This is a genomic window from Peptococcaceae bacterium (genome assembly GCA_024655825.1).
Taxonomy (GTDB): Bacteria; Bacillota; Peptococcia; order DRI-13; family PHAD01; genus JANLFJ01.
The window spans coordinates 35,282-41,809 of the sequence record JANLFJ010000029.1 but is presented as its reverse complement, the minus strand read 5'-3'; the positions used below and the strand labels follow the sequence as shown (position 1 = coordinate 41,809).

Annotated in this window: 10 protein-coding genes; 1 reads left to right on the top strand and 9 read right to left on the bottom strand. The window is 43.0% G+C overall.

Going from position 1 to position 6,528, the window contains the following annotated elements; genetic code table 11:
- Positions 1–95: 95 nt before the first annotated feature.
- Positions 96–338, top strand: coding sequence for an ATP-binding protein (locus NUV48_11285; protein MCR4442721.1), 243 nt, complete (start codon positions 96–98; stop codon positions 336–338).
- On the opposite strand, the gene NUV48_11280 is transcribed toward NUV48_11285, so the two are convergent.
- The 9 genes from NUV48_11280 to NUV48_11240 form a co-directional block, all read right to left on the bottom strand.
- Entirely contained in the window at positions 280–603 is a 324-nt protein-coding gene (locus NUV48_11280; protein ID MCR4442720.1) for a helix-turn-helix domain-containing protein, read from the bottom strand. The genes NUV48_11285 and NUV48_11280 overlap by 59 nt on opposite strands.
- 410 nt (positions 604–1,013) lie before the next feature.
- Complete coding sequence (locus NUV48_11275; GenBank protein MCR4442719.1) at positions 1,014–2,582, bottom strand: IS66 family transposase; 1,569 nt, start codon at positions 2,580–2,582, stop codon at positions 1,014–1,016.
- Between the two features lie 70 nt (positions 2,583–2,652).
- Complete coding sequence (gene tnpB, locus NUV48_11270; protein ID MCR4442718.1) at positions 2,653–3,006, bottom strand: IS66 family insertion sequence element accessory protein TnpB; 354 nt, start codon at positions 3,004–3,006, stop codon at positions 2,653–2,655.
- Positions 3,000–3,323, bottom strand: a complete 324-nt coding sequence (locus tag NUV48_11265) for a transposase (protein ID MCR4442717.1) — start codon at positions 3,321–3,323, stop codon at positions 3,000–3,002. The genes tnpB and NUV48_11265 overlap by 7 nt, the downstream gene beginning before the upstream one ends.
- Positions 3,224–3,895, bottom strand: a complete 672-nt coding sequence (locus NUV48_11260) for a tyrosine-type recombinase/integrase (GenBank protein ID MCR4442716.1) — start codon at positions 3,893–3,895, stop codon at positions 3,224–3,226. Before NUV48_11260 ends, NUV48_11265 begins: the two co-directional genes overlap by 100 nt.
- A gap of 302 nt (positions 3,896–4,197) precedes the next feature.
- The gene (locus NUV48_11255) at positions 4,198–5,061 is read right to left on the bottom strand and encodes a transposase (protein MCR4442715.1); all 864 of its coding nucleotides are present in this window, start codon (positions 5,059–5,061) and stop codon (positions 4,198–4,200) included.
- A gap of 28 nt (positions 5,062–5,089) precedes the next feature.
- Positions 5,090–5,551: a protein-export chaperone SecB gene (locus tag NUV48_11250; GenBank protein ID MCR4442714.1), complete on the bottom strand. Its 462-nt coding sequence runs from the start codon at positions 5,549–5,551 to the stop codon at positions 5,090–5,092.
- A complete protein-coding gene (locus tag NUV48_11245; protein MCR4442713.1) occupies positions 5,548–5,919 on the bottom strand; it encodes a helix-turn-helix transcriptional regulator in 372 nt (123 codons plus the stop codon). The genes NUV48_11250 and NUV48_11245 overlap by 4 nt, the downstream gene beginning before the upstream one ends.
- Complete coding sequence (locus tag NUV48_11240; protein ID MCR4442712.1) at positions 5,916–6,329, bottom strand: hypothetical protein; 414 nt, start codon at positions 6,327–6,329, stop codon at positions 5,916–5,918. The genes NUV48_11245 and NUV48_11240 overlap by 4 nt, the downstream gene beginning before the upstream one ends.
- Positions 6,330–6,528 lie beyond the last annotated feature (199 nt).

Here is a 6,528-nt window from a genome sequence, read left to right as displayed (position 1 = left end):
CCTTCTTGCGGCCCTGGGGCTGATTTCCGAAGTCTTTAGGATCCGCAAGAAGGGTCAAGGCCATAAAGAACAGTGATCTGGTCATCCTGGACGAGGTGGGCTTCTTGCCCATCTCTAAACAGGACGCAAACAAGCTATATGAATTAGTGAATTTACTGTATCTAAAAACATCTATCATCTTGACCAGTAACAAAAGCTTCGAGGAATGGAGTGAGTTCATAGGTGACAGTATGATAACCGCCGCAATCCTCGACCGTCTGGCCCACCAGTGTGAGATATTTACCCTGGATGGTCCAAGCTACAGACTAGAAAATCGAAAAACCATTTTTGGAAATTAATTACTGGGAATTTTATTGGTAGAAATTGGCTCAAAGTGGTACAAAAAATATTAGCGTTTTTGGTACATTTGATATTGACGTTTACACGTATTATTTTCGTTTTCATTTTTCGAGCATCTGAAGGCTTATTTTCATCTTTAGGTATGGCCCAAGCCCACCCTAAACGAAACGCACCCTGTATCCGTCCTTGCTCACATAACACTTGCACCCTACGTTGTGATATACCCCATTTTCCCGCAGCTTCTTTTGCTGTGATATATTCCATTATGCCACCTCGGAGGAATGTATTTCCAAATGTATTATATACGAAACATCGAATAATAGCAAGAATAGTGAAGATATCTGTCCTCTTTTTTGTGATTTTTTCTGCTAACAAAAATGACACATATAAACACATACACAGCATTTTGCTTTTTTGTCTTTCAATAAAGGTACCGTCGAAAAAGACTCTTAGCGTTTCCTCTTTGGAAGGCGTATCACATACCAAGCCAACTCATCAGGCGTTGATATGTCCCCTGTTTTGGCATCCGAGCCATTATGCCTGCACTTTGTGATCAGAATTGTTAAATTCAGCACGTATGGCAACCTCAGTCTCTCGGCGGACTTTCACCGTGGTATTGCGGTAAGCGTAAAATAACCCCCACCTAGACAATATGGCGGGGGACTCAGACAGGCTTATTTAATGAGCCGGCATACAGGGGGTAAAGAATCGGACCAGGGGAGCAGCTTATCCAAGGCATTCTTGTCTTTGATATCCATATTGGGAAGCTTCTCAAAAAGATAGCAAAGATAGTGGAAGGGACTCAGACTATTCTCTTTAGCCGTTTCTATAATGCTGTATGTAATGGCGCTGGCCTGTGCTCCGCGGGGAGTGTTGGCAAAGAGCCAATTCTTGCGACCAATGACAAAGGGCTTGATGGAGCGTTCACTGCGGTTATTATCGAGTTCCAAGCGCCCATCTTGCAAAAAGGCTTCGAGCTTGTTCCACTGGCTCAGGCAATACTTGATTGCCTGACCAAAGGAGCTTTTAGGAAGCACTTGCGGTTTTTGGCTTTTAAGCCATGCCAAAAAAGCATCCAGCACGGGTCGGCTGCGCACCAGGCGGATTTTATAACGTTCATCCGGAGCAGCGTCTTTTATGTCGCGCTCAATGGCAAAGAGGCGATTGCAGAATTCCAGCCCCTCTTTGGCGGCCACGCCTGCCGAGCGTTTTGAATCCGGCAGGGCCTTCAGCGCCTCATCAAATTTGCGCCGGGCATGGGCCCAACAGCCAACCAGGGTTATATCAGGCAGATCATTGTAACCGGCATAACCGTCAACATGCAAATAGCCTTTGAAGCCTGACAGAAACCGGCGGGGGTGTTTACTGGCCCGGGTGGTCTGGTATTCGTAAAGAATGATTGGTGGCCCATCCCGCCCGGTACGATAAAGCCAGCAGTATGACTGCGTTTCAGCGGCTCGGCCCGGTTCGCGCAAGACCTGCAGGGTCGTTTCGTCGGCATGCAGGATATCCCTCTTGAGCAGATGTTCATGCAAGCGGTCGTAAACCGGAGCCAACCAGTTGTTTGCCCCGTAAAGCACCCAGTTGGCGAGCGTCTGACGTGACAACTCGATGCCAAAACTGGCAAATTGCTGTTCCTGGCGGTACAGCGGCAATCCTTCTGTATATTTTTGGTTCATGATGTAAGCCATAAGAGAAGGAGACACCAGACTTCCGGGAAGCACAGGAGCCGGCATCGGCGCCGTGACAATAGGCGTTGTTATATCCTCACGCTCGCAACGGCGGCAGGCATAAACGTAACGTACATGCCTGACCACTTTCACCTGGGCCGGAATAACCTTAAGTTCTTGCCTTACCTCGGTGCTCATTTCATGCAAAGGACCGCCGCAGCACGAGCAAACCTGCTCTTCGACCGGCAGGCGGTACTCGATCGTTTCAACCGGCACCTTTTCAAGCACTGTCTCACGGTGGCCGCGTTGTTTGCGGCGCCGGTAAGTGATCGTTTCCACTGTCGGCTCAACCGGAACCGGGCGGGCTTCCGCTTCCGCCTCATTAAAAAGAAAAAGCTGCTGCTGTTCGATCCGTTCGCTGGAAACACCAAACTGCCGGTGTTTAATTAAGCGAAACTGCTCCATAAACCAGTTCAGCTTCGCGGTCAGTTCAGCATTTTCCCGTTCCAGTTGAACACAGCGCTTTTGCAGTTCTTCTATGGTCATTGCGGCAACATTCGATGTGCTGTTCATATTTTAGCTATTCGACAAATTACAGCCATTTCCTCCAAAATGAACCACGGGACTAAAAAAATATTGTCCTTTACAAGATGATGCGTGCTTTCACCTCAGGATGCGCTTGGGGCTGCTTTAAGGAGAGACCGTCGAGCAACCAGCGCAACTGCCGGGGGCTAATCGTCACAGTATTCGAACCGGTTTCCATCGGCCAAGGAAATTTTCCTCGCTCCAGCCGGCGATAATGGAGCCAAAAACCATTGTGGTCCCACTGGAGAATTTTGAGCTTGTCGCGCTGGCGATTGCAAAAAACAAACAGACACGGGGAAAACGGGTCCAGTTTGAATACTTCCTTCACGAGTACCGCCAGCCCGTCAATGGACTTGCGCAAATCGGTGGCGCCGCAGGCGAGATAAACCCGCTCAACACCTGCGTTTAGCATAACGTTGTCAGTATGCGCACGACCTGTGAGAGCAGGGCCGGATCAAAGCCGGGCCGTACCTCGATGCCAGCCTGTCCCACTTTAACCAATAAGGCATTGCTTTGCTCCATGGATACCTGCTCACATACTTCTACCGGCAGCCACCGGGTCGGCTTAACGGGGGAAGCATCTTCCTTGTTCTTAAATTTCCGCAGCCAGTACCATAATTGCCTGGGCGTTACATTATGGGCTGCGCACCATTCTTTTGCTGTCTGTCCGCTGGCTCGATATTCGGCAATCCTAATCTCCCATTCTTTTTGCAGTTCTGTTTTCGGCATAAAAAATCCTCCTCATTTCGTGTTCTGAGGAAGATTATCTTATATTCTCGGGAATCCAACCAGGTGGGTACGGTTTGACGCTTACACAGAAATGAAATCTGTACGATATTCATGCCGTCTTCCAACCAGTGGGAGGCCTTGGCATGCCTCAGCTGATGAGCATGAAGATCCCGTCGCACTTCATCACACATTTCATGTGCGGCTCTGGCATGTTTTTTCAGTTGCTTGTTTACTGCAGTCTGACTCATCTTTCCATGTGACCCGGTATTCCTTGAATAAAAAACATAAGCTTCCGGATTTGGAGTATCACCATGAAATTCTTTCAGGTATTTCTTTAAATGTGCAACTGCCTTAGGTAGAAGATGCAGGGTTCTTATTTTGCTTCCCTTTCCAATGATGGTGACATTCGGCTTTTCCGCATCCAAATGCAGTTGTTCTGTTTTTAAAGACAGGATTTCATCCATTCTGGCGGCAGTGCTGTATATGATAATCATAAGTGCTAGATCCCTTCGCCCTGCTTTTGTGGATAAATCCGGAACTGATAACAATACCTGTACTGCTTTTTTGCTCATCCCTTTTACTTTTTTGCGTACTTCCTTTTTCCGTGGAATTCTTGTTGCATCCTCAGAAAGATACTGTTAGCAATCTCTTTATTCTGGACTGGAATAAGCAGATTAATTTGGACTACGTCCGTCAGTCTATCAGTCCGTCCTTTCATCAAATGGCTTGCGGCAAAGAAAAGAGTCGGTTACCCTGGGGTACCGGCTCTTCACGTTTAGCTGTTCATTTTCCTTAGAACCCAAGTTTGGCGTAAAAAATTTCCAACATTAGATGTAGCAAGGTATTGAGCCATAGAACAATATTGATTTTGTCACTACAGCGCATTTTCCAGGAATTTTGTTATCTGTTTTATAACCTTTGGATTCAACAGGTATTCACATTGAAACAGTTTTGTCCACTCTACTTGTTGCTCCGTCATTTGTGTTACGGTTAGAGAATAACTGGTTGAGCCTTTAATGCCTACTCGATTTAACTGGCAGGTTTGCACTTTTTTCAAAACGTCGATAGGGGATATTGAATGTCCAGTCCTCTTGAGAATTATCTCCATCGTATTTAGTAGTAGATAAGCTAAAATGCAAATGGTGACATGGGCCTTGACCCGTTCGGGACGAGTTAAATGAATCGGCCTTAAGGACAACTGGGACTTCATTTCCCGAAATGCCTCTTCTATTTTGTTTTTCTCTCTGTATTTCTGAATGATCTGGGCTTGAGGAATCGTTAAATCGTTGGTAATAAAACAAGTCATACCATCTAATCGTCGGATTTTTCTTTCCCTAGTTTTATCAATTTCCGCCGATAACTGAAACGAATGGACTATTCGAATTGAGCCGTCTATTTTGCTCACTTCTACCTCAATGGGTGTAATAGTTACGTTCACCAATGACTTGAGTTTGTGTTTGGATAGCATTTTATGTACATCGCGTTCCAGCAATTCCTTTTGGCGTGATTTCTTGGCTAAAGCTAGTTTGGCATTTTGCTCAGCAATCCAAGCCATAACTTTCGCAATCCGTTGCTCCCGTGAAGCAATATCCTCAAAAAAACGGGAAACGTCAAATGAGAAGATGAAACGTCGTTGTGCCACCCGGCCTTCCCGGGTATAAAAGAACTGATTATCGTCGGTTGGTACGAACTCATGAAGTGCCAGAATCTGCTCAAAAAATGAATCATCTTGGCTCATTTTTCTATTATCTTCTATTGATTATTAACTAACTTTCTCCTTTTTGTGGCGAAACCATACTACTTTTTGCTTCAATAATCTTCATTACATTTATCATGGGCGTCTTAATGGGGGGATTAATACCAGATTGTGCAGACACACCTATTAAATATGCTCTTAAAATATGAAAAAGGGTCACCAACCCATTAAGCTCTACCATTTTTTTAAATTTTTCACGATTTAGAACCTCAGGGTTTCCGGCAAATACTCCTTCTACTTCAACCTGGCACTTATATAGCGTCTTTTTCTTTACTGTTGCTTTTATTTGTTCCTTTAATACAATACGTCCGATTAGTGTATTATTTTCCTCACTTATATCCCCAATTTTGTAATCAATCTCAAAATTAACTTCAGCTTTTTCCCTAACATTAATAGGGAATGTTTCCAGTTTGAACTTACAGACCCTATTTCCAAGAAATTGAAAATCAGCGCTTATCTCTTTTGTATTCATGCTGCCACCGAAAAAACAGGTTCATTATCAATAGTAGGACCCTGATCATTGTTAAATACTGTCATTAATGAGTCTTCCTCTTTCTCTGCAAATTTAATAGCAAGATCAAAATTGAGCTTTGTTGCTACTTTCCAAAGCTGCTCAATCGTATAATTATAATCTCCGCTTTCAAGTTTTGACACCATCGCTTGAGTAACCCCAAGCTTTTCTGCTAATTGTTTTTGTGACATATTATATTTTTCCCGATATCTAAAAATTGCAGATGATATCTGATAATAAATATCATATAAACTATCACTATTCTCTTTCCCGCTAAATATTGTTTCTACCGTAGCCCATGCATCGGGCAAGTTATTAAAATCAATCATCCTTTAACCTCCTTTAGTCTTCTTTGAGCAATTTCTATAGCACAAGAATAACTTTTCTGTCCCCTTTTTGTATCTTCTTTTTCTTCAAAAGGGTATAATAATACGGCTTTTATTTCTTTACCATAAGAAACAAAAGCATAAAGAATCCTAATATTTTTAGCAGTTCTTTCGAATTTCATTGAATATAGGTCAGGAGCTCGTTTAAGCTTCTCAAACCATTTATTCCTTTTTATACTGTCTTCTTTGTTTTCTTCCAGCCATTTCAACCTCTGTTTATATACTCCACTAAAACTATTTATTAAACCACTTTTTTCTAAAATGTCTTCGAGGTCTTTTTTATAGTCCCAATGTTCCTTAATATATCCGCTGCGGAATTCTTCTGGATATACAATGTTTTTGATGTTTTCCATTAGTAGACCTCACTAATATTATATTACCCATAAGTTATAATGACAATACATATAAATAAAAAAACAACATATAAGTTATAGCTTTTTATGCTCTTTCATACTTTATTTTACCATTTTAGACCATATTTCACTACATAATATTTAAATCATTCCCTTTTTTGCAAATTATCCAAAAGCGAATACATCTTATGCTTATCCA

Bases quoted from the DNA above. Each gene is read 5' to 3' on its own strand.
- NUV48_11260 (MCR4442716.1), bottom strand. From the start codon at position 3,895: ATGAGCAAAAAAGCAGTACAGGTATTGTTATCAGTTCCGGATTTATCC.
- tnpB (MCR4442718.1), bottom strand. From the start codon at position 3,006: ATGCTAAACGCAGGTGTTGAGCGGGTTTATCTCGCCTGCGGCGCCACC.
- NUV48_11250 (MCR4442714.1), bottom strand. From the start codon at position 5,551: ATGAATACAAAAGAGATAAGCGCTGATTTTCAATTTCTTGGAAATAGG.
- NUV48_11245 (MCR4442713.1), bottom strand. From the start codon at position 5,919: ATGATTGATTTTAATAACTTGCCCGATGCATGGGCTACGGTAGAAACA.
- NUV48_11275 (MCR4442719.1), bottom strand. From the start codon at position 2,582: ATGAACAGCACATCGAATGTTGCCGCAATGACCATAGAAGAACTGCAA.
- NUV48_11240 (MCR4442712.1), bottom strand. From the start codon at position 6,329: ATGGAAAACATCAAAAACATTGTATATCCAGAAGAATTCCGCAGCGGA.
- NUV48_11265 (MCR4442717.1), bottom strand. From the start codon at position 3,323: ATGCCGAAAACAGAACTGCAAAAAGAATGGGAGATTAGGATTGCCGAA.
- NUV48_11255 (MCR4442715.1), bottom strand. From the start codon at position 5,061: ATGAGCCAAGATGATTCATTTTTTGAGCAGATTCTGGCACTTCATGAG.
- NUV48_11280 (MCR4442720.1), bottom strand. From the start codon at position 603: ATGGAATATATCACAGCAAAAGAAGCTGCGGGAAAATGGGGTATATCA.